Origin of the sequence: Pantoea sp. 1.19, assembly GCF_001922585.1 — a bacterium.
Lineage (GTDB): Bacteria > Pseudomonadota > Gammaproteobacteria > Enterobacterales > Enterobacteriaceae > 1-19.
The window spans coordinates 464,954-484,665 of sequence record NZ_MRBS01000003.1 but is presented as its reverse complement, the minus strand read 5'-3'; the positions used below and the strand labels follow the sequence as shown (position 1 = coordinate 484,665).

At 61.4% G+C, this 19,712-nt stretch carries 18 protein-coding genes; 9 read left to right on the top strand and 9 right to left on the bottom strand.

Features of this window, described 5'->3' with window-relative positions; translation table 11 throughout:
* Window positions 1–11: 11 nt before the first annotated feature.
* From BS626_RS08930 to BS626_RS08920, 3 genes are all read right to left on the bottom strand, one after another.
* Window positions 12–404 (bottom strand): MAPEG family protein, encoded by a 393-nt coding sequence (locus BS626_RS08930; protein WP_075182020.1) that lies wholly within the window; start codon window positions 402–404, stop codon window positions 12–14.
* A 243-nt stretch (window positions 405–647) separates the two neighbouring features.
* Entirely contained in the window at window positions 648–1,475 is an 828-nt protein-coding gene (locus BS626_RS08925; RefSeq protein ID WP_075182019.1) for a DUF72 domain-containing protein, read from the bottom strand.
* Window positions 1,476–1,524: 49 nt separating this feature from the next.
* The gene (locus tag BS626_RS08920; RefSeq protein ID WP_075182018.1) at window positions 1,525–2,085 is read right to left on the bottom strand and encodes a hydrolase; all 561 of its coding nucleotides are present in this window, start codon (window positions 2,083–2,085) and stop codon (window positions 1,525–1,527) included.
* A 301-nt stretch (window positions 2,086–2,386) separates the two neighbouring features.
* On the opposite strand from BS626_RS08920, the gene aspS reads away from it, so the two are divergent.
* The 6 genes from aspS (at window position 2,387) to ruvB (ending at window position 7,688) form a co-directional block, all read left to right on the top strand.
* Window positions 2,387–4,165: an aspartate--tRNA ligase gene (gene aspS, locus BS626_RS08915; RefSeq protein ID WP_075182017.1), complete on the top strand. Its 1,779-nt coding sequence runs from the start codon at window positions 2,387–2,389 to the stop codon at window positions 4,163–4,165.
* Between the two features lies 1 nt (window position 4,166).
* Window positions 4,167–4,604, top strand: a complete 438-nt coding sequence (nudB, locus tag BS626_RS08910; RefSeq protein WP_075182016.1) for a dihydroneopterin triphosphate diphosphatase — start codon at window positions 4,167–4,169, stop codon at window positions 4,602–4,604.
* Window positions 4,605–4,664: 60 nt separating this feature from the next.
* On the top strand, window positions 4,665–5,408 hold the full coding sequence (locus BS626_RS08905) for a YebC/PmpR family DNA-binding transcriptional regulator (protein WP_075182015.1): 744 nt from the start codon (window positions 4,665–4,667) through the stop codon (window positions 5,406–5,408).
* 37 nt (window positions 5,409–5,445) lie between these two features.
* Window positions 5,446–5,973 carry a crossover junction endodeoxyribonuclease RuvC gene (ruvC, locus tag BS626_RS08900; RefSeq protein ID WP_075182014.1) on the top strand — a complete coding sequence of 176 codons (528 nt, stop codon included), beginning with the start codon at window positions 5,446–5,448 and terminating at the stop codon, window positions 5,971–5,973.
* 87 nt (window positions 5,974–6,060) lie between these two features.
* Window positions 6,061–6,675, top strand: a complete 615-nt coding sequence (gene ruvA, locus BS626_RS08895) for a Holliday junction branch migration protein RuvA (protein ID WP_075182013.1) — start codon at window positions 6,061–6,063, stop codon at window positions 6,673–6,675.
* A gap of 8 nt (window positions 6,676–6,683) precedes the next feature.
* A complete protein-coding gene (gene ruvB / locus BS626_RS08890; RefSeq protein WP_075182012.1) occupies window positions 6,684–7,688 on the top strand; it encodes a Holliday junction branch migration DNA helicase RuvB in 1,005 nt (334 codons plus the stop codon).
* A gap of 37 nt (window positions 7,689–7,725) precedes the next feature.
* Here ruvB and znuB read toward each other — a convergent pair whose 3' ends face one another.
* Together znuB and znuC are read right to left on the bottom strand one after the other, a co-directional pair.
* Window positions 7,726–8,508, bottom strand: a complete 783-nt coding sequence (gene znuB / locus BS626_RS08885; protein WP_075182011.1) for a zinc ABC transporter permease subunit ZnuB — start codon at window positions 8,506–8,508, stop codon at window positions 7,726–7,728.
* Window positions 8,505–9,260 carry a zinc ABC transporter ATP-binding protein ZnuC gene (znuC, locus tag BS626_RS08880; protein ID WP_075182010.1) on the bottom strand — a complete coding sequence of 252 codons (756 nt, stop codon included), beginning with the start codon at window positions 9,258–9,260 and terminating at the stop codon, window positions 8,505–8,507. The genes znuB and znuC overlap by 4 nt, the downstream gene beginning before the upstream one ends.
* A gap of 77 nt (window positions 9,261–9,337) precedes the next feature.
* On the opposite strand from znuC, the gene znuA reads away from it, so the two are divergent.
* From znuA to lpxM, 3 genes are all read left to right on the top strand, one after another.
* Window positions 9,338–10,297, top strand: coding sequence for a zinc ABC transporter substrate-binding protein ZnuA (gene znuA / locus BS626_RS08875; RefSeq protein WP_075182009.1), 960 nt, complete (start codon window positions 9,338–9,340; stop codon window positions 10,295–10,297).
* An 11-nt stretch (window positions 10,298–10,308) separates the two neighbouring features.
* Window positions 10,309–11,631 carry a murein DD-endopeptidase MepM gene (mepM, locus tag BS626_RS08870; protein WP_075182008.1) on the top strand — a complete coding sequence of 441 codons (1,323 nt, stop codon included), beginning with the start codon at window positions 10,309–10,311 and terminating at the stop codon, window positions 11,629–11,631.
* 155 nt (window positions 11,632–11,786) lie between these two features.
* Window positions 11,787–12,761 (top strand): lauroyl-Kdo(2)-lipid IV(A) myristoyltransferase, encoded by a 975-nt coding sequence (gene lpxM / locus BS626_RS08865; protein WP_075182007.1) that lies wholly within the window; start codon window positions 11,787–11,789, stop codon window positions 12,759–12,761.
* 57 nt (window positions 12,762–12,818) lie between these two features.
* On the opposite strand, the gene BS626_RS08860 is transcribed toward lpxM, so the two are convergent.
* From BS626_RS08860 to BS626_RS08845, 4 genes are all read right to left on the bottom strand, one after another.
* Window positions 12,819–14,057: an MFS transporter gene (locus BS626_RS08860; RefSeq protein ID WP_075182006.1), complete on the bottom strand. Its 1,239-nt coding sequence runs from the start codon at window positions 14,055–14,057 to the stop codon at window positions 12,819–12,821.
* Between the two features lie 70 nt (window positions 14,058–14,127).
* Complete coding sequence (locus BS626_RS08855; RefSeq protein ID WP_075182005.1) at window positions 14,128–16,500, bottom strand: GNAT family N-acetyltransferase; 2,373 nt, start codon at window positions 16,498–16,500, stop codon at window positions 14,128–14,130.
* The gene (locus tag BS626_RS08850; protein WP_075182004.1) at window positions 16,493–17,791 is read right to left on the bottom strand and encodes a lysine N(6)-hydroxylase/L-ornithine N(5)-oxygenase family protein; all 1,299 of its coding nucleotides are present in this window, start codon (window positions 17,789–17,791) and stop codon (window positions 16,493–16,495) included. The genes BS626_RS08855 and BS626_RS08850 overlap by 8 nt, the downstream gene beginning before the upstream one ends.
* Before the next feature lie 10 nt (window positions 17,792–17,801).
* Complete coding sequence (locus BS626_RS08845; protein ID WP_075182003.1) at window positions 17,802–19,346, bottom strand: aspartate aminotransferase family protein; 1,545 nt, start codon at window positions 19,344–19,346, stop codon at window positions 17,802–17,804.
* Window positions 19,347–19,712 lie beyond the last annotated feature (366 nt).

The following is a 19,712-nucleotide window of genomic DNA, read 5'->3' as shown; positions in this document are numbered from 1 at the left end:
CAGAAAGCACCCTACAGGGACAGCATCAGATCCCAGGGCATAAACACCAGATTCATCAGTATTGCAAACAGCAGCGCCACGAAGGTGGCGATCATGCCGTATCGCCGCCAGCGGATTTCCCGCTGGTGCATCCCCAAATAGTGCATGACGCGCCCGGCCAACAGCAGCAGGCCGCCAACGTGCACCATCCACACGTCGCCGCCGTTAATCTCCATCATCACCAGCAGCAGGCCACCCAGCGGCAAATACTCCACCGCATTGCCCTGCACACGGACGGCGTTCTGCAGCTCCCAGAATCCGCCGTCGCCCCAGGCCACATGGTACTGACGACGCAGCCGCACCACATCCCAGGAAAATTTAATAATAAACAGTGCTCCTAACACGATATACAGCGCGCTAACCATCCTTCACATCCTTCACCAGCATTCAGCGCGGCTATCTTAGCGGGCAACTTCCCGCGTCGCCATGAAAACAGTGACGCCGGCGGCGCGGCCCTGTATTCCGGGGGGAGGGGGCTGATTCTGCGGCGGCAGGAAAGAAGCGTATGGCTCGCCGGTCACGGGCGGCAGGCCCGGGCCGGCCATACGACCGCCGTCCGCGGACCGCCCCGCTTTTTCAGGAAAAGGCTGACGCTGCGCGGCGCAGCATCAGGAGAACAGCGAGGCCTGCTGTGGCCAGTTGGGGGTGGGGCCGAGTGCGGGCAGGCGTTGCGCCAGCCGCGGCCACAGAGCCTGTATCAGCGGCAGCACCTGACCAATATCCGGCGTGTGAATAAACAGCCACGGCTGACTGCGTTCACACCACTCCGGCAGCCGCGTCAGCCAGGCATCAAACAGCGCGACATTGGCGGCAATATCCTCACCGCCAATAAAGCGAATCAGCGGGTCCTGCGCGGTGATCAGCGCGTGTACCGGCAGCCTGGGCTTTTTACGCTGCGCCTCCACGATGGCCGGCGTGGTGGGCTGCGCCTGATGAACCCCGCGTGAATCGAGGATCACCCGGTTTATCCCGCGCTGATGCAGTCCGCGATTCAGCGCCTGCTCCGCCGCCTGTTTGGCAAAAAAAGCGGGATGACGCACCTCCACGCTGTAGCGAAACGCCGCCGGCAGGCCGTCGAGAAACGCCCATAGCGCCGGCAGGTTGTCGGGACCAAAGCGGGCCGGCAGCTGGAGCCAGTAGTGGCCGATGCGCGCCGCCAGCGGCGCCATCAGCTGGAAGAAGCCCGCCAGCAGATCGTCGCACTGCTGCAGCGCAGCCTGGTGTGAGATAGTGTGGGGAAACTTAAAGCAGAAGCGAAAATCATCGTGGGTCATGTCGCGCCAGCGCATGACGATCTCCGCGCGCGGCAAGGCGTAGAGGGTGGTGTTGCCCTCGACGCAATCGAAATAGCGCGCATAATCTGCGAGCGTCGCGATGCCGAAGCGTTTCCACTGCGGATGCTGCCACTGCGGCAGGCCAAGGCGAATCGGCGGCATGGTCTCTCCCTGAGCGGACGGCAGGAGCCGCCCGCGGTGAACGGTCCGCTCAGAGCGCGGCGATGATCTCCGCGCTGCTGCGCACGCGGGCAAGGCGCGGGAAGATCCATTTCAGACTATGGTGGTGCTGCTCGCTATCCTGAGCGGCGCAGACATCTTCGGCCAGCACCAGATTAAAGCCGCGCTCCCAGGCGTCGCGCGCGGTGGATTCGACGCCAATATTGGTGGCGATACCGCCCAGCACGATGGTATCAATGCCGCGGCGGCGCAGCTGCAGCTCAAGGTCGGTGCCGTAGAACGCTCCCCACTGGTGCTTCACCACCTGAAGGTCCGTCGGCTGTACGTTCAGCGCGGCGGGAAAATCCCACCAGTCTGCCGGCAGCGCGTGGGCGCCGGCGGCGTCGACCGGCTGCTTCGGCGCGTCAGCAAAGTCGGGCGACCAGCCCACCCGCACCTGCACAACCGTTGCCTGGCGGGCGCGAAAAGCGTCGGCCAGCGCGGCGGCGCGGCTCACCACCTGCTGGCCATCAATCGGGCCGCCGGCAAACGGCAGGATCCCCTGCTGCAAATCAATCAGAACCAGCGCCGTGCTCGCGGGATGAAGCGTCATAGCAAAATACTCCCTGCAAAGGAAAGAAAACGCCTAGCATAGCGCGAAAGTGGCGGCGCTGACGACTCTCTGCCGGCCCACGTCCGCGCTGTTTTGTTAATGTTTATGAGAAGCCGCCGCCGGCGGGCATTTGTTGCGCACAATCGTCGCGATGCTCTTATCGCATCACGCTTTTTCCATTATAATGGCGGCCATTTTTTGCGATCGTCTGACCCGTCCGGCCCGTTCTGTTACGGGCGAGTCGGCGCGGGGCGACCTTCAGCGCGGCCAGTCGGCTTTGGTGAGTTTAAAGGATATCGTTATGCGTACTGTATATTGTGGGCAGCTTAATCTGTCGCACGTGGGTCAGCAGGTGACCCTGTCTGGATGGGTAAATCGCCGTCGCGACCTCGGCAGCCTGATCTTTATTGATATGCGTGACCGCGAAGGCATTGTGCAGGTGTTTTTCGATCCGGACCGCGAGCAGGCGTTCTCGCTCGCCTCCGAGCTGCGTAACGAATTCTGCATTCAGGTGACCGGCAAGGTGCGGGCGCGCGAGGAAAAAAACCGCAACGCGGAGATGGCCACCGGTGAAGTGGAAGTGTTCGCGACCGAGCTGACCATCATCAACCGCGCTGAGCCGCTGCCGCTGGACGCCAACGCCGTCAACAGCGAAGAGGCGCGCCTGAAATATCGCTACCTCGACCTGCGTCGCCCGGAGATGGCCACCCGGCTGAAGACCCGCGCGAAAATCACCAGTTTTGTGCGGCGCTTTATGGACGACAACGGCTTTCTCGATATCGAGACGCCGATGCTGACCAAAGCCACCCCGGAGGGCGCGCGCGATTATCTGGTGCCGAGCCGCGTGCACAAGGGGAAATTTTACGCGCTGCCGCAGTCGCCGCAGCTGTTTAAACAGCTGCTGATGATGTCCGGTTTTGATCGCTACTATCAGATTGTCAAATGCTTCCGCGATGAAGACCTGCGCGCCGACCGCCAGCCCGAATTCACCCAGATCGACGTGGAGACCTCCTTCATGACCGCGCCGGACGTGCGCGAGCTGATGGAGCGCATGGTGCGCCAGCTGTGGCAGGAGGTGATCGGGGTGGATCTGGGGTCATTCCCAATGATGACCTTTGCCGAAGCCATGCGCCGCTACGGTTCGGACAAACCGGACCTGCGTAACCCGATGGAGCTGGTGGACGTCGCGGATCTGCTGACCGAGGTTGAATTCAAAGTGTTCTCCGGTCCGGCGAACGATCCGCAAGGGCGCGTAGCCGCGCTGCGCGTGCCGGGCGGCGCCCAGCTGAGCCGCAAACAGATTGACGACTACGGCAAATTTATTGAGATCTACGGGGCGAAGGGGCTGGCGTATATCAAAGTCAACAGCCGCGCGCAGGGGCTGGAGGGCATTACCAGCCCGGTGGCAAAATTCCTGACCGCCGACATTGTCGAGGCGGTGCTGAGCCGCACCGGTGCGCAGGATGGCGATATGATCTTCTTCGGTGCCGACCGCGCCAGCGTGGTGGCCGATGCGCTGGGCGCGCTGCGCCTGAAGCTGGGCCGCGATCTGGCGATCGCCGATGAGCAGGCGTGGAAGCCGCTGTGGGTAATTGACTTCCCGATGTTTGAGGAGAATGGCGATGGCGGCCTGAGCGCGATGCACCATCCGTTTACTGCGCCGAAAGAGATGACCCCGGAGCAGCTGAAGGCCGCCCCGGAAACCGCCGTGGCCAACGCCTACGATATGGTGATCAACGGGTACGAAGTGGGCGGGGGCTCGGTGCGTATTCATAACGGCGCCATGCAGCAGACGGTATTTGGGATCCTCGGCATCAATGAGACCGAGCAGCGCGAGAAGTTTGGCTTCCTGCTCGACGCGCTGAAGTTCGGTACCCCGCCGCACGCCGGCCTGGCCTTCGGCCTCGATCGCCTGGTGATGCTGCTGACCGGCACCGATAATATTCGCGATGTGATTGCCTTCCCGAAAACCACCGCGGCAGCCTGTATGATGACCGAGGCGCCAAGCTTCGCCAATCCGTCGGCGCTGAGCGAGCTGGGGATCGAGGTGATTAAAAAGGGCGGTACAGAGAGCAAATAAGATGCGCTTTAAGCACCCGGTTTCGGTTCTGGTAGTCATTTATGCGCAGCAGACCGGGCGGGTGCTGATGCTGCAGCGTCGCGACGATACGGCGTTCTGGCAGTCGGTGACCGGCAGCCTGGAGCCGGGCGAGACGCCGCGTGACGCCGCCCTGCGGGAAGTGCAGGAGGAGGTGGGGATCGACATCCAAGCCGAAGGGCTGATGCTGCGGGATACCGCAAAGAGCATCGTGTTCGAGATCTTTCCCCATTTTCGCCATCGCTATGCCCCCGGGGTCAGCCACAATCGCGAGCACTGGTTTACGCTGGCGTTGCCCGCTGAACGGGCCTTAGCCCTCAGCGAGCATCTGGCGGCGCGGTGGCTACCCGCCGCCGAGGCGGCGGCGCTGACCTGCTCCTGGTCTAATCGCCAGGCAATTGAAGAATACGTATTGTGTTGATCGGCGCGCCGCCTGAATGCTCGGGTGGACGCGCCCTCACAGAGACAGAGAGAGAATCCAATGGCTGGACACAGTAAATGGGCGAACACCAAGCACCGCAAAGCGGCGCAGGACGCCAAGCGCGGTAAAATCTTCACCAAAATTATTCGCGAGCTGGTTACCGCCGCCAAACTCGGCGGCGGCGATGCGGCTTCTAACCCGCGTCTGCGCGCGGCGATGGACAAGGCGCTGTCCAATAACATGACCCGTGACACCATGAATCGCGCCATCGCGCGCGGCGTCGGCGGCGAAGACGACAGCAACATGGAAACCATCATCTATGAAGGTTACGGACCAGGCGGCACGGCTATTATGATCGAGTGCCTGAGCGATAACCGTAATCGCACCGTTGGTGAAGTGCGTCACGCCTTCACTAAAACCGGTGGTAACCTCGGCACCGACGGCTCCGTGGCCTACCTGTTCAGCAAAAAAGGGGTGATCTCCTTTGCGCCGGGGCTGGATGAAGACACGGTGATGGATGCGGCGCTGGAAGCGGGCGCCGAAGACGTGATCAGCTACGACGACGGGGCTATCGATGTTTTTACCGCCTGGGAAGAGCTGGGCAAGGTGCGCGATGCGCTGGAAGGCGCCGGCCTGAAAGCCGACAGCGCGGAGGTATCGATGATTCCCTCCACCAAGGCGGACATGGATGCGGAAACCGCACCGAAGCTGCTGCGCCTGATCGATATGCTGGAAGACTGCGACGACGTGCAGGAGGTGTATCACAACGGTGAAATCTCCGACGAGGTGGCGGCGACGCTGTAATGGCGGCGCGAATGCTTCTGCGCCCGGGAGGCGGCTGATGGCGATCATTTTAGGGATAGACCCCGGATCGCGCATCACCGGTTACGGCGTGATCCGTCAGACTGGCCGCCAGCTCAGCTACCTGGGCAGCGGCTGTATCCGCACCAACAGCACCGATCTGCCGGCGCGGCTGAAGCTGATCTACGCCGGCGTCAGTGAAATCATTACCCAGTTCAGCCCGGATTTCTTCGCCATTGAGCAGGTATTCATGGCGAAAAACGCCGACTCGGCGCTGAAGCTGGGGCAGGCGCGCGGCGCGGCGATCGTCGCGGCGGTCAATCACGATCTGCCGGTGTTTGAGTATGCGGCCCGGCAGGTAAAGCAGACCGTTACCGGCACCGGCGGCGCGGAAAAAAGCCAGGTTCAGCATATGGTTCGCTCGCTGCTGAAGCTGGCGGCAAACCCCCAGGCGGACGCCGCCGATGCGCTGGCTATTGCCATTACCCACTGCCACGTCAGTCAAAATGCCCTGCGGATGAGTGGTTCACCGCTCAATCTGGCGCGCGGGCGCCTGCGTCACGGGTAACCCGGGTCACATCGGCGCCAGGCTGGATATTCATCCAGCCTTTTTTATGCTATAACCCTGCGATACGCAACCGGAAAGGAACAGAATGTGATTGGTCGACTGAGAGGCAACATCGTAGAAAAACAGCCGCCGATGGTGTTAATTGAGGCGGCCGGCGTCGGCTATGAAGTGCATATGCCGATGACCTGTTTTTATGAGCTGCCGGAGCAGCACCAGGAAGCGATCATCTTTACCCACTTTGTGGTGCGCGAAGATGCTCAGCTGCTGTTTGGCTTTAACCACAAACAGGAGCGTACGCTGTTCCGCGAGCTGATCAAAGTCAATGGCGTCGGGCCAAAGCTGGCGCTGGCAATCCTCTCCGGCATGTCTGCCCAACAGTTCGTTACCGCGGTGGAAAAAGAGGAGATTGCCTCTTTGGTAAAGCTGCCAGGCGTGGGCAAGAAAACCGCCGAGCGGCTGGTGGTAGAGATGAAAGACCGCTTCAAAGGCATGCATGGCGACCTGTTTGCCACGGAAACTGACTTTACCCTGACCAGCAGTCAGCCGCCGGAAGCGGCCAATGACGCAGAAGGCGAAGCCGTAGCGGCGCTGGTGGCGCTGGGCTACAAGCCGCAGGAAGCCAGCCGCATGGTGAGTAAACTGAATAAACCGGATGCGGATTGCGAAACGCTGATCCGTGAAGCCCTGCGCGCTGCACTCTGAGGTCAACCATGATTGAAGCCGACCGCCTGGTCTCCCCCGAGCCCGTCACCGAAGAAGAGATAATCGACCGCGCGATCCGGCCGAAGCTGCTGGATGAGTACGTCGGGCAGCCGCAGGTACGCGAGCAGATGGAGATCTTTATCCAGGCGGCGAAAATGCGCGGGGACGCGCTCGACCACCTGCTGATTTTCGGCCCGCCCGGGCTCGGGAAGACCACGCTGGCTAACATTGTTGCCAATGAGATGGGGGTGAATCTGCGCACCACCTCCGGCCCGGTGCTGGAGAAAGCGGGCGATCTGGCGGCGATGTTAACCAATCTGGAACCGCACGACGTGCTGTTTATCGATGAGATTCATCGCCTGTCGCCGGTGGTAGAGGAGGTGCTCTATCCGGCCATGGAAGACTACCAGCTGGACATTATGATCGGCGAGGGGCCGGCGGCGCGGTCGATCAAAATCGATCTGCCGCCCTTTACGCTGATCGGCGCCACTACCCGCGCCGGGTCCCTGACCTCACCGCTGCGCGATCGCTTTGGGATTGTGCAGCGGCTCGAGTTTTATCAGGTGCCGGATCTGCAGCACATCGTCTCGCGAAGCGCCCGCTGCCTCGGGCTGGCGCTGACGGAAGAGGGGGCGCTGGAAGTGGCGCGACGCGCGCGCGGTACGCCGCGTATCGCCAACCGTCTGCTGCGGCGGGTGCGCGACTTCGCCGAGGTGCGCGCCAGCGGTGAGATGAGCGGCAGCGTGTCGGCGCAGGCGCTGGACATGCTTAACGTGGACGATCACGGTTTTGACTATATGGACCGCAAACTGCTGCTGGCGATCATCGAGAAGTTTTCCGGCGGCCCGGTGGGCCTCGATAACCTGGCGGCGGCCATTGGCGAAGAGCGGGAAACCATTGAGGACGTTCTGGAGCCCTATCTGATTCAGCAGGGCTTTATTCAGCGTACCCCGCGCGGGCGGATGGCCACCCAGCACGCGTATCGCCATTTTGGCTTAACGCCGCGGGAGTGACGCGAGACGGGCCGGCCTGTGCCGGCCCGTCGTGCCGCTAGCGCGCTTTTTTCATCAGGCTGAACAGGAACAGCGCGGCGGCGCACAGCACCACCGACGGGCCGGCCGGCGTATCGTACAACGCCGACAGGCTCAGACCGCCGCTGACGGCCACCATCCCAAGGATGATCGCCCAACCGGCCATCTGCTCTGGACTGCGGCTGAAGCGGCGGGCGGTGGCGGCCGGAATAATCAGCAGCGACGTGATGATCAGCGCGCCGACAAACTTCATGGCGACGCCAATCGTCAGCGCGGTGACCAGCATCAGAATCAGCTTCACCCGCGACAGATTCACGCCGTCCACCTGCGCCAGCTCCGGGCTGATGGTCAGCGACAGCAGCGGCCGCCACTGCCAGGCCAGCAGAGCCAGCACCAGCGTGACCCCGATAGCAATCGTCAGCAGGTCGGTGGGGGTTACCGCCAGCAGATCGCCAAACAGATAGGCCATCAAATCGACGCGTACGCCGTTCATCAGGCTGACCACTACCAGCCCCAGCGACAGGGCGCTGTGGGCAAGGATCCCCAGCAGGGTATCGAGCGCCAGCTGCGGGCGGCGCTCCAGCCACACCAGGCCCAGCGACAGCAGCAGCGTCACCGCAATCACCGCGTAGAACGGGTTCACCTGCAACAGCAGGCCGAAGGCCACGCCCAGCAGCGAGGCGTGGGCGAGGGTATCGCCAAAATAAGACATCCGGCGCCAGACGACAAAAGAGCCCAGCGGGCCCGCCGCCAGTGCCAGCATCACGCCGGCCAGCCAGCCCGGTAACAGCAGTTCAATCATGAGGGCCCCTGTCCTCTGCGTAAAATAATGCGTCCCTGAAGGTCGTGACGATGATTATGGTGGTGGCGATAGATAGCCAGCTGTTCAGCGCCGCGCGGGCCAAACATGGCGATGAATTCCGGATGGCTGGAGACCACCTCCGGCGTACCGGAGCAGCATATGTGCTGATTCAGGCACAGTACCTCATCGGTTTTCGCCATCACCAGATGCAGATCGTGCGAGACCATCAGCACGCCGCAGTGGAGTTCGTTCCGCAGCTGGTTGATCAAATCATACAGCGCCACCTGACCGTTAACGTCCACGCCCTGCGTCGGTTCGTCCAGTACCAGCAGCTGGGGTTGGTTGAGCAGCGCGCGCGCCAGCAGCAGCCGCTGCATCTCGCCGCCGGAAAGTTTTTGCAGAGGGTAGTGGAGCAGATGACCGGCCTGCACGCGCATCAGGGCGGGCAGAATCTCGGCGCGCTTCACCCCGGGCCGCAGCAGCATAAAGCGTTCAACGCTGAGCGGCAGCGTGGGATCAAGATGGAGTTTTTGCGGCACATAGCCGATGCGCAGGCGCGGCGGGCGGGTCAGGGTGCCGCTGTCCGGGGCGATCAGGCCGAGGACGACCCGCACCAGCGTCGATTTTCCGGCGCCGTTTGGCCCCAACAGCGTCAATATCCGTCCCGGCTTCAGCACCAGCGACACATCAGACAGGACGCGGCGGCCGCCGAAGCTGACGGCAATATTTTCCAGCGAAATTAATGGAGACATCACGATTTCAGGTTGCCAAACAATTAGGATGTTATAATATCACGCTTTTCGCGCAACGAACGAGGGATGGACGCATTATGTTACATAAAAACCGGCTGCTAAAAGGGGCAATTTGCGCCCTGTTTACCGTGGGGGGATTACCGGCCGTCAGCCACGCTGCCGTTGTGGCATCGGTGAAGCCGCTGGGCTTTATCGCCGCGGCGATTGCCGACGGCGTCACCCCGGTGGAAGTCCTGCTGCCGGATGGGGCATCAGAGCATGACTATTCCCTGCGTCCGTCTGATATAAAACGTATAAAAAACGCTGACTTACTTGTGTGGGTGGGGCCGGAAATGGAGGCGTTTTTGCCTCAGTCCGCCGCCCAGTTACCGGCACAAAAAAACCTCGAATTAAGCGCACTGCCCGCGGTAAAACCCCTGCTGATTAAAGGGGCCGATGCGCATGAGGATGAGGGCGGTGAGCATCACCCTCACCACGATGAGCACAGCGCAGAGCAGGGCGAGCACCACCACCACGGTGAATACAACATGCACTTGTGGATGTCCCCTGAAATTGCACGGAAATCGGCGGTTGCAATCCACGACAAATTATTGGAACTTATGCCGCAGCGCAAAGACAAACTCGATGCGAATCTGCAGCAATTTGAGGCCGATTTGGCCGCCGCAGAGACGTCGATTCGTGCGCAGTTGGCACCGGTTAAGGATCGGGGATATTTCGTTTTTCACGACGCCTACGGCTATTTTGAAAAACAGTACGGGCTCTCGCCGCGAGGGCATTTCACCGTCAACCCCGAGATCCAACCCGGCGCGCAGCGTTTACACCAAATACGAACAGAGCTGGTTGAGCAGAAGGCCGTTTGCGTCTTCGCTGAGCCACAATTCAGACCGGCCGTGATTCAGGCCGTGGCTCGGGGAACATCAGTGCGTCAGGGAACCCTCGACCCGCTGGGCACCAATCTTAGCGTGGTACGCGACAGCTACGTGCAGTTCCTCAAACAGCTATCGGGCCAGTATGCGAGCTGTCTGAAAGGAGATTAGAGGAAAACGAAGTGCAACAGTTAGCCCGCGCTGTCGCCCAGGCCTTCGGTCAATTACCGCGTCCCCACCGCGTAATGCTGGGGTCATTAACCGTCGCCACACTGGCCGTTGCCGTGTGGCGGCCTTATATCTATCACCCATCTGATGAACCCTCAGCGATCGTTAAAACCATCGAACTGGACAAAGACCAGCTGCGTACGCTGCTGCCGGACGCCAGTGAGCCGCTCGATCAGGCCACGCCGGATGATGACATCCCGCAGGACGAAATCGACAAAGACGTGCCCAACGAGCTGGGCACCCACGACTATGTGGTCTCTTCTGGCGATACCCTCAGCAGCATTCTGAATCAGTACGGTATCGACATGGGCGAAATTGCCCAGCTGGTGAAAACCGATAGCGAACTGCGCAACCTGCGGGTCGGGCAGCAGATCTCATGGACGCTGACCGATCAGGGGCAGCTGCAGCGGCTTACCTGGGAGATGAACCGCCGCGAAACGCGCACCTACGATCGCGCCCCCGGCGGCTTCTCCCGCTCGGTGGAGATGCAAAAAGGGGAGTGGAGCAACAGCGTGCTGCGCGGCACGGTCAACGGCAGTTTTGCCAGCAGCGCCGCCAACGCCGGGCTGACCAGCGCGGAAACCAGCGCGGTGATCAAGGCGATGCAGTGGCAGCTTGACTTCCGCAAGCTGCGCAAAGGCGATAAATTTGCGGTACTGATGTCGCGCGAGATGCTGGACGGCAAACGCGAGCAGAGCCATTTGCTGGCGGTGCGCCTGCGCAGCGGCGACAAGGACTACTATGCGTTCCGCGCCGAAGATGGCAAATTCTACGATCGCAACGCCTCCGGCCTGGCGCGCGGTTTTATGCGTTTTCCGACGGTCAAACAGTACCGTGTCTCCTCCAATTTTAACCCGCGTCGCGTTAATCCGGTGACCGGCCGCATTGCGCCGCACAAAGGGGTCGATTTCGCACTGCCGCTGGGCACCCCGGTGCTGGCAGTGGGCGACGGCGAAGTGGTCATCGCCAAACGCAGCGGCGCGGCCGGTAACTACGTGGCAATCCGTCACGGTCGGCAGTATATGACCCGCTATATGCACCTGAAGAAGCTGCTGGTGAAGCCGGGGCAAAAAGTGAAGCGCGGCGACCGCATCGCGCTGTCGGGCAATACCGGCCGCTCTACCGGTCCGCATCTGCACTATGAAATCTGGATCAACAACCAGGCGGTCAATCCGCTGACCGCCAAGCTGCCGCGAAGCGACGGTCTGACCGGAAAAGATCGCAGTGATTATCTGGCTCAGGTACGCGCGTACCAGCCGCAGCTGAAGCTTGATTAATCACCCTGTTAAAAAACCGACATTATCGTGATGTCGGTTTTTTTTCCGCGTCGGCGTGTTCTTTTACTGCCTTAACAGAGCAGCTTTGGCCAATCAGGCATTGCAAATTCGGCTCCCGCCACTATCATTAGCGCGTTATTGTGTGAGGCGAGTGCATGGAAAACAACAGAAAAAGCCAGGTTGAGTTTATTCCCCAGTTTCAGAAGGCCTTTTTACACCCGCGATACTGGGGCGCCTGGCTGGGGCTGGGAGCATTCGCCGCGCTGGCGAAAGTGCCCCCGCGCCTGCGCGATCCGCTACTCGGAAGCCTCGGTCGCCTGGCGGGCAAAGTGGCCCGCAGTGCCCGCCGGCGCGCGCAGATCAACCTCTACTACTGTCTGCCCGAACGCTCCGAGGCGGAGCGCGAAGCGATCATTGATGCGATGTTTGCCACGGCCCCGCAGGCGATGGTGATGATGGCCGAGCTGGGGATGGGCAACGCGGCAAACATACGCCAGCGCGTGGACTGGCACGGTCGGGAGATTATCGATCGGCTGCGCGCGGCGCAGGAGAACGTCATCTTCCTGGTGCCGCACGGCTGGGGCGTCGATATTCCGGCAATGCTGCTCGCGTCGGAGGGGCAAAAGATGGCGGCGATGTTCCATAACCAGCGCAATCAGCTGCTGGATTACGCCTGGAATGCCGTACGCCGCCGCTTTGGCGGTCGGATGCACGCCCGCAACGATGGCATCAAGCCGTTTATTGCCTCGGTACGCCAGGGCTACTGGGGATACTACCTGCCCGATCAGGACCACGGCGCCGAGCACAGCGAATTTGTCGATTTCTTTGCCACCTACAAAGCCACGCTGCCGGCGGTGGGTCGCCTGATGAAAGTCTGTCGGGCTAAGGTGGTGCCGCTGTTTCCGGTTTACAACAGCCAGACCCACCGGCTGGAGGTGTACGTCCGCCCGCCCATGGATGACCTGCTGACCGCGGACGATCGCCACATCGCCCGGCGGATGAATGAAGAGGTCGAAGTGCTGGTACGCCCTCATCCGGAGCAGTACACCTGGATCCTTAAACTGCTCAAAACCCGCAAGCCCGGCGAAACCGAACCTTACGCGCGCGACGAGCTGTACGCGCGCAAATAGTCCGGACGAAAAAAAACGGGGCCGCGATGGCCCCGACGATCCGCACTGCGCGGGCGGTTATTGACCGTATGCGGTCAGCTGACTGCGGCGCTGACGCTCGCGCAGGAATGCGCGGATCAGCAGCAGCCAGGCCAGACCGCAGGCCAGGTTAATGGCGCTGAACAGCCCGTTGCCGCCGCGGAAATAGCCGTAGCGCGCCGCCTCAATCCCCAGTGCAAACACCACGATACTCAGCATGCCGAGCATCGCCGCCACGCTGCCTTTGCCCGCACGGCTGGCAAACAGCGTCAGGCGGTAGAGTCCGGCGTTCACCAGCCCGCAGCCAAAGGCGTACAGACTCAGCCCGGCGGTCATCCACAGATAGCTGTGGCGGTCCAGCAGCGTCGCGGCGGCGGCGAGCAGCAGTCCGCCGAGTACCGGCCACGCTCCCAGCTTCAGCGGGGCTTCAATCGGTAAGCGGCCGGCCAGTCGGCTGAGCGTCAGGTTGCCCACGATCATGGATAAAAATACCGGCAGCTGTAGCAGAGCGTACTGCATACGCGTTAGCCCCTCATCGTGAATCAAAATCACCGGCGACAGCGCAACCCAGGCCAGCATCGGGATCGCCACCAGCCCCAGCGCTACCGAGCCGCTGACCACCTGCCGGTCCTGCGCCAGCCGCCAGTAGGTGCGGCCCAGCGCCGGCAGCGACAGCGAGGTGTCGCGCTGACCGGCGGTCTCCGGCATGGCCCGCCACAGCCCGATCAGCGCCACGGCGGTAATGGCCGCAAACAGGGTAAACATGCCGCGCCAGTCACCCAACGACAGGAAGGCTGCGCCGGCCACCGGCCCCAGCAGCGGCGCCAGCAGCGCTACGTTGGCCATTAGCGCCATGATGCGTACGCTGAGCGTTTCATCAAACGCCTCCTGCACCGCCGCATAGCCCACCGCGCCGATAAAACACAGGCTGATGCCCTGTAAAAAGCGCACGGCGACAAACTGCTCGATGCTCTGCACCGCGTGCATCGCCAGGCAGCAGACCAGAAAGAACATCACGCCACCCAGCATCACCGGCCGGCGGCCAATCTTGTCCGACAGCGGCCCGAGCAGCCACTGCAAGACGATCCCGCCGATCAGATAGGCGGTCAGCGAAGCGGGCACCCACTCGGGGCCAACGTGAAACTGCTGTGTAACCTGCAGCATTGCGGGTTGAATCATGTCGTGGGCAATATAGGTGGCAAACTCAAACAGCACCAGCGACAGGGGAAACAGCAGATAGCGCGCGCTCAGGCGCGCTACCGGAGGGGGGGAGGACATAATTACCGCTCCATGAGTAAAAAAAAGACGCGGCCAGGGTCTGGCCGCGTGACGTCAGACAGAGGGAGGATTATCGCGGTTGACGGCGAAAGCGCGCAATCGGATTCTGCAGCTGCCCGGCTATCTTTAACGCGCTGGCCGGGTCGGCCAGGTTGACCATCTGCTGATTGTTTGCCAGCTGCAGGCGGTTCAGGCAAGAGTGGTCAAACGCCGCGACAAACGGATCCAGCCGGTCAACCTTATCGGCCAGCGCCGGGTGGGCGTCCCGCCACTCATACACGCAGTCGGCAACGCATTGCCAGAAGCTGTCTTCCGACAGCAGTCCGCTTTGATGCAGGATGGCACTGACAAAGCGGAAGAAGCAGTCGAATACATCGGTGAACAGGCTGAGTAGCTTAAGGTGCTCAGGGACGTCCACCGCCAGCCGCTGCGCCTGTTCCGGCAGCGTGGCCGTCGGATTAAGCACGGCAATCTCCTCGCCGATGTCTTTCATCCACGCGCGCACCGGCACGTTATGTTCCAGTTCAAGGATCAGGTTTTCACCGTGCGGCATAAACACCAGATCGTGCTGATAGAAGCAGTGCACCAGCGGGCTGAGGTAGCAGCGCAGATAGTGGCGTACCCACTCCACGGCCGGCAGGCCGCTGTCCGTGATGATAAGCGGCAGAAGCGCCTGCTGGTGAGCGTCCACGTGCAGCAGGGAGGCCATGGTCATCAGGCGGCGGCCGGGACGCAGCTGGCTGACCGGATTATCCCGCCACAGGGCGGCAAACATCTTTTTATAGGCGGAGTCACCGGCAATCGCCTGTTCAAAATAGCGGTTGTGATAGCCGATGGCGGCAACCTCACGCAGGATGGCAAAGTGACAGTGCTGCTGCAGCCAGCGGTCATTATTCACCCGCTGCTCCAGCCACTGATTGACCGCCGGCGTGGTGGCCATGTAGTAAGGCGACAGCCCGCGCATAAAGCCCATGTTCAGCACCGACAGCGCGGTTTTGACGTAGCGACGCTGAGGCTGGCTGTGGTTGAAAAAGGTGCGAATGGACTGCTGCGCCTGGTAGCGATCTTCACTTTCGCCCAGCAGAATGATCTGCTGCCGGGCGATATCGGCGGCGAAGACGGTCAGCAACTTATTGTGCCACTGCCAGGGATGAACCGGCATCAGCCAATACGCCTCGGGCGCTGCGCCGCGCTCGCGCAGGCGGGTATGGAAGCGCGCCAGCTGTTGGCTCCCCAGCTCCTCCTCAAGCAGCTGCGCGTAGCTCAGTCCGTCGATGCTGGAGAAGTGAGCATTGTCGCGGTGTACCGCGACCCAAATCAGCGCCACCGGCGCGGCCACTTCCGGCGCATAGGCGAGATAGTCGCGGGCATCAAAGCCGATGCGGCCATTGTTGGCAACAAAGCCGGGGTGGCCTTCGGTCATGGCCGCTTCCACCTGTTGGAAATCGGCCTGCACCAGATCCGCACTGGAGGCCGTGTGGTGCGCCAGTTTCCATGCGCTGCCGGCGAGGGTGCTGCTGATCTCCTCCAGGTAGGTGGCGCGCATGGTCTCAGGAATGCCGATGTGCGCGGCAAACTCAATGATAAACAGCATCGCGTCCAGCGGTTGCGGCGCGTCATTATCCCATTTTTCCAGTGAGTCGGGAGCAATCGCCCAGTGCTCGAGCGTCAGCACGTCGGCGCGAAAGCGGTAGCGCCGCTCGCTGGCGGGCACCGCCAGCGTCCACCAGCCTGGCGCCTGCGGATCCGGCTGCGGCGCCAGCAGACGCTCGTGGCTGAATTCGGCTATTGCCTTGCGGACCAGCATGCGGTTGGCCTGCGCCCAGTTGTCGCGGGTTAAGTGTGCGCCTTCAATGACGCCCGATGAATGACTCATGTACTTCGCTTCCCGTTGTTGTGCTTGCTGATAATCACTGCGCTGGCAGAACGCCAGCCAGGCGGTTTTGTGTCCCATATTGATGGGATACTGATAGACAAAGCCGGCGCGCCGGTTCAGGCGATGGATCTTGTCGTTGCGCACGTCCGGTTCAACCACTACCCGCGTCACTTCCGGCCGGCTGAACAGGTAATCCATCACCACGGTGAACACCTGCCAACTGAACTGGGGAACGGGCTGCTGCGGCGGTGCCAGCAGCAGATGCATACCGTAGTCACCCTCGGCGGCCGGATAGTGCTGACCCACGGCGTCATGTTGAGCCTGATAGCATTCGATCAGAAACGCCGGCTGGCCATTGCAGCAGCCGATCAGTGCGCCATCGGCGCGCTGCGCCGTCAGCTCCCGATAAAATGCCGCTACCTGCTGCAGGCTGTCCTGCTGCATGCCCCAGAACCGGGCGTAGTCGCGCGTTACCCAGTCGTGGATCAGAGCGGCATCCTCCTGACGCCAGCGGCGCAGGGTAAACTGGCCCGCCGGGCGGGCGCAGGTATAAAGCGTGTCAGACATGTTGACGATCCGATTGAGCTGAAAAAGTTTGAAAGGCGATTTGCCGCTCCACCGGATAGATTTCCCGGCCGCACAGCTCGCGAATGATCACCGAGTTGCGGTAGCAGGCCATCCCCAAATCCGGGGTAACAAAACCGTGGGTGTGCAGCTCGGCGTTTTGGACGAACACCCGGTTATGGCAATCGATGCTGTAGTTACGCTGGACGTCATAGCGTCCACGATCGTCCCAGCGCAGCTGGCGGCTAATTCCTTCGACGAACGGCGGCGGCAGGTAGTGGTAGCCGGTCGCCATCACCAGCCCTTCGGTGTGGCGGGTGAAGGCCTGCTGCTGCTCCTCGTGCCAGAAGTGCAGGGCCAGTTCGCCGGAGGGCAGCTTGCGCATGTCCCGCAGCTCAGCGTGAGTAAACAGATTGACATTTAGCTCGCCGTCCAGCTGCTTGACGTACATCAAATCGTAAATATCGTTGATCAGGGAGCTGTTAATGCCCTTATAGAGCGACTTCTGTCCGGCATTAATCCGGTCGCGCTGGGTCGCGGGCAGGGCGTGAAAGTAATCCACCCATTCCGGCGAGGTCATTTCCAGCGTCAGCTTGCTGTACTCCAGCGGATAGAAGCGCGGGGCGCGGGTTATCCAGTTCAGCTGATAGCCGTAGCGGTCAATGTCGGTCAGCAGATCGTGGTAAATTTCCGCCGCGCTCTGGCCGCTGCCGAGCACGGTTATGGCGCGGCATGCCTGCAACGCGGCCTTCTGCCGCAGGTAATCGCTGGAGTGGGTCACGCGGTCGCGCAGGCCGCGAGCGCACTCCGGCAGCCAGGGGGATGGCCCGGTGCCCAGTACCAGCCGGCGCGCCAGCCATATCTGGCGCTCGCCGCTGCCGGTATGGTGGCTCTCGACCCGGTAGCATTGCTCCTCCTCGAGCCAGCTCAGGTTGTCGACATGGGTGTTCCAGTGCAGATTGGACAGCTGCGAACAGGCCCACTGACAATACTGGTTGTACTCTTTGCGCATCAGAAAGAAGTCTTCGCGGATGTAAAACGCGTAAAGTTTTCCTTTCTGCTTCATGTAGTTGAGCAGGCTGAAGCGGCTGGTAGGATCGGCCAGCGTCACCAGATCAGCCATAAAGGGCGTCTGCAGGTGGGCGCTCTCCAGCATCATGCCGGTATGCCAGTCAAATCCGGGGTTTTTATCCAGAAAAACCCCGTTCACCTGCGCCAGCGGATCGGTAAGGCAGGCCAGCCCGAGGTTAAACGGACCGATGCCAATGGCGACGAAATCGTAGATCGGGTTCATCCATCACTCCTCACTGTGCGACGGCGTGGCGCACGCCCGAATGGGATAGCTCACGCCCGTAATGCACCACCATCGCGATCACGTCATCCAGATCGGCCAGCGTGGCGTTGGGATTGAGCAGGGTAAATTTCAGGTACTGGCGGCCGCCCACTCGGGTGCCGGCAACCACCGCGTGGCCGGCGCGGAACAGCGCCTTGCGGATCCCGGCGTTAATGGTATCGATCTGCTCGTCGCTGTAGCGCGCACCGGGCAGATAGCGAAACACCTGGGTGGTCAGCTCGGGCGCGTGCAGCACCTCGATAGCCGGATGCGCCGCCAGGCGCTGATGGGTCTCGCGGGCCAGCGCCAGCACCTGGTCAAAGGCTTCACCCAGCGCGTCAGCGCCCATGATACGCAGCGTTAGCCACATTTTTAGCGCGTCAAAACGGCGGGTGGTCTGGATGCTTTTACTCACCAGGTTCGGCGTGCCTTCCTGCTCGGCGCTCAGCGGATTCAGGTAGTCTGCATGGACGGTGACGTGGCGCAGGTGCCGACGATCGCGTACAAAGAACGCACCGCAGCTCACCGTCTGGAAGAAGGATTTATGGTAATCGACGGTCACCGAGTCGGCGCGCTCAATGCCCGCGAGGCGATGACGGGCGCTGGCGGAGGTGAGCAGGCCGCAGCCGTAAGCCGCATCGACATGCATCCACAGCTGCTCCTGTTCGCACAGCGCGGCGATCGCCGGCAGCGGGTCGATACTGCCGAAATCGGTGGTGCCGGCGGTGGCCACCACGCAGAGCGGAATCTGCCCCGCTGCCCGGCACGCTGCGATAGCTTCGCGCAGCTGGCCCAGATCCATGCGGAAGGCGTCATCGGTGGGCACCGGAACCACCGCATCGTAGCCGAGCCCGAGAATAGCGGTCGATTTCTGGATGCTGAAGTGGCTAACGTCAGAGGTGAATATGCGCCACTGACTGGCCTCCGGCGGCAGACCTTTTTGCTTAATCAGCCAGCCCTCGTGCCGCCGTTCACATCCGCTGTCGCGGGCCAGCAGCATTGCCATCAGGTTGGACTGCGTGCCGCCGCTGGTAAAAATGCCGTCGGCCCCGGCGGGCAGGCCGATGCGCGCCAGCGTCCAGTCGATCACCTTCTGCTCAATCAGCGTGCCGCCGGCGCTCTGATCCCAGGTATCGACCGAGCTGTTGACCGCCGCCATCAGCTGTTCCGCCAGCAGTGAAGGCATCACCACCGGACAGTTGAGGTGCGCAACGTATTTAGGCAGATGAAAATAGACCGCATCGCGCAGCCAGACCGCCTCCAGCTCGCTCAGCGCAGCGCTGACGTCCCCCAGCGGGGCATCCAGATCTATAGCGCGCAGGCGCGGTGCCAGCTCATGCGGCAGGATCCCGCTGAACGGTTTCTCTACCTGCTGAAACGTGCGGGTGACCAGCGCCAGCGCGCTGGCCGTTTGCCGTGCATAATCTTCCAGTCGGTGCCGGTTAAAAATAAAGCGACCGGGGTGCGCCGCATCGTCCGAAGCAGTGAAAACGCGTTGTGTCGATTGAAAGACCATAGCAATACCTTTTTAAGGATGAAACCAGCCTGACCGTCCTGACGGGAGGACGGCCGCATTTCCCGACGCCGGGTCGGTTATGTTTAATTTATTTAATGTGTTCGCGGTGATGCGAAGCACGCAAGACATGTGGAGAAATTGGGCTTAACCGTTAAGCAGTAAGATACCCTCCCTTTACTGGGGATTAGCCGCTGTTAAAGGCGAGTTAAGCAGGTTGAAATTTTCAAATGGGATTATAAATACAAATCATTATCATTCAACCACAAAATGCGTGCGGCATTGTTATTAGTATTGTTAATGATATTTGTGTGACGAAGATCACGTTATAGTGCGATGGACAAAAAAAACGGCCCGCTGCGGGCCGTA